This is a genomic window from Aquimarina algiphila (genome assembly GCF_007489275.1).
GTDB classification, from domain to species: domain Bacteria; phylum Bacteroidota; class Bacteroidia; order Flavobacteriales; family Flavobacteriaceae; genus Aquimarina; species Aquimarina algiphila.
On the sequence record NZ_VLNR01000172.1, the window covers coordinates 1 to 2,530 of the forward strand.

Here is a 2,530-nt window from a genome sequence, read left to right on the forward strand (position 1 = left end):
TAAGAGCTACCTCGGCCTTTTGGCATAAATCCAAAGCTCTGGATAAGACAGGATCCATTGTTCTTGTTTTTATAAGGTTCATAGCCTCTTCTCCCAACATGGGTAAAAAATATTGTTCTTCTATTTTTCTAACTATAGGCTTTAAAGCAATGAATGTTTTTCGGGAACTGGAGATATTAAAGTGCTGTTGAAATTCATCCGTTCTTTTATTAAAATGTTCATTAAAAACCGAATACGCAGCACTATCCCGCCAATCCGCAAATTTATCTACATAATACTCCATGGTTTTTAAAGCCTCATCAATGGCCTCAAATCCTGTATCTGTAAAACCTCGCTGAAGATCACGTTTTGTTGCCCAATCAATGGACTTGGTATCTTCCAGTTCGGTTTGTTTTGTACCATAATTGGTTATATGTACGCATAGCTGTGCAAACCCTAAATGAAAACCTAAATTTGAACTAGCCTCCGCTAATAAATACTTTACCTCTGCGATATCGGAATCGCTTCCATCGTGATTTAGGATAGTTGTATATTCTTCTTTTCCAATATTAGGGATAATGTATTTACGCTCTGCACGTTTAATAAAAGGTAGTGCTTTATCAAAGTCAAAATTCGAAGTAACATTGATATACTCCTGTAACTCAAGTGTATTGTTTACTAAATTCATATTCCTGATTGTTTACCGTTAGGGTTTTTATCTAAAGTGGTGAGCTTCACATTTTCAAAGCCTGCTTGTAACTCCGGATCCCACCCATTCCATTCTTTAATTAAATCCCAAATCTGTAAAGTGGTATCCCGCTTGGTTTTAAATAAAGCCGATAGGATATCAAAGGCTACGCGCTTATCACTACCAGAACCAGATCCCATACTACCCCCTGGTACACCCGCACCGATAAGTGATGCATCTACCATCATCGCAAATAATATTTCAGTATTCGCAGCTGAAGCATCGGGCAGATAAGAACCATCTTTCATTTTATTATCGATAGGCTCGATCTCAATAGCATTCACCCATTTACCATCATCGTCCTTTAACTTTCTGGAGTACATACTTCTTCCGGAAGATTCATTACCAGACAAATGATCATCGATCGCTTTTAATGTTTCCTCACGAATTTTGTTACGCTGATCTACATCAAATTTGTCTGTCCAATCATCACCATATTGTCCTTCGAAATAAGCTTCACTAACGTGAACCAAGAATTTAATATTCACTTGATTTTTGAATAGATGTTTTTTATACATCGGGATAGAGTTAGAAACCTCTAACCATCCATTATTAAAAATAGCGTGCCATGTGAGTTTTGGATAATAGGCCTCATCAGTCATCGTATAATGAACAGGCAATACAAATTCATGAAGCCTTTTTCTCTGGCAGTATTCTAAAATCTCTTCATAACACCACATAGGATCTACACTATGAATTTTAGCAGCATCTTTAGTGTCATCATCATCCCATTGACTCTTAAAGTAGACCATTTCAGAAAAACCAGAAGACGGATTCATGAGTTCACGTCTGCCCCATGCGGTTTTTTGTCTTCTAATGCGTAATACTTTTTTATAGTCTTTACTGAGAATCAGTGAAGGGAAACCAATACCATAACTTTCTAAATCGCTGATGGTTTCAGTAAAGAACGTATTCATCTTGTTGCGTTTAAAGAACGCCTGTATCTCCGGATGATCTTCCTTATATTCTATTACTTTCTCCCTTTTCCCTGTAGTTTCTGATTTTTGATTTTTATAAAAGGTAAGACCATTACCATAGTGCGCAGATTTAAGTAAACTTAAGCCTCCGGAAGCTGCTCCATTTAAACGAATAGCATCCATAAATTTATGAGGGTACCTATTGTCATCTCCCCATGGAGCAATCACTCCTCTTTTAAATTCAGTGTCTCCTTTATGGATTATCTTTGTTGGTTTTTGATGCCTCTCATCAACCATTAAACTGACCGAGGCCTTTCCAAAATATACGCCGTGTGTTTGTTTCATATTAATAGACTACTTCTAAACCGTTAAACTTGGTGATTAAAAGAATATTGATCTTTTTCACTTCCCCTGTGGAAAGCTCTATATTTCTTGTATAGTTTTTAAAATGGTTTGGGTTTTTACGTTTCACTTCCTGCGTTTTAACCGAAAGTACCTTTGCCCAGTCCCTTACTTTTTCTTTCTCTTTAGGCATACACAAAACTGCATTTTCATATACTTTTAATTTGCCTCCCATTTTGTTTTGATTATTCCATGTTCTCACCTCCATCGAAAAAGGAATTGGATTTCCCTCCTTATCCAATTGACGCATGTTTTCTAAAACTTTACTGAGAAGTATGACATTTTTCATAGTACGAAGGTCATTTTTACACCGAATTAAAAAAAGGACACACCTTTTTCCCCGATTTTTCAGGGTGGTTTTCTCATTTTAAAAAAGTCATTAATTTGACAATCAAAATATTAACCTTAAAAACATCATTTTTTTTATCAAAAGTAAACAGCCCATAGCGCCGCATCCTATAGAGAATCTTCACTTTCCCTTACC

3 protein-coding genes are annotated in these 2,530 nt (G+C 36.2%); all 3 read right to left on the reverse strand.

The annotated features are described in order from the left end of the window. A partial coding sequence (locus FOF46_RS30910; protein ID WP_143919264.1) for a DUF6712 family protein occupies positions 1-667 on the reverse strand: 667 nt, incomplete at its 3' end. After that, entirely contained in the window at positions 664-1,989 is a 1,326-nt protein-coding gene (locus FOF46_RS30915) for a hypothetical protein (protein WP_143919265.1), read from the reverse strand. The genes FOF46_RS30910 and FOF46_RS30915, both read right to left, overlap by 4 nt. A gap of 1 nt (position 1,990) precedes the next feature. After that, complete coding sequence (locus FOF46_RS30920) at positions 1,991-2,335, reverse strand: hypothetical protein (RefSeq protein ID WP_244299817.1); 345 nt, start codon at positions 2,333-2,335, stop codon at positions 1,991-1,993. Positions 2,336-2,530: the final 195 nt, after the last annotated feature.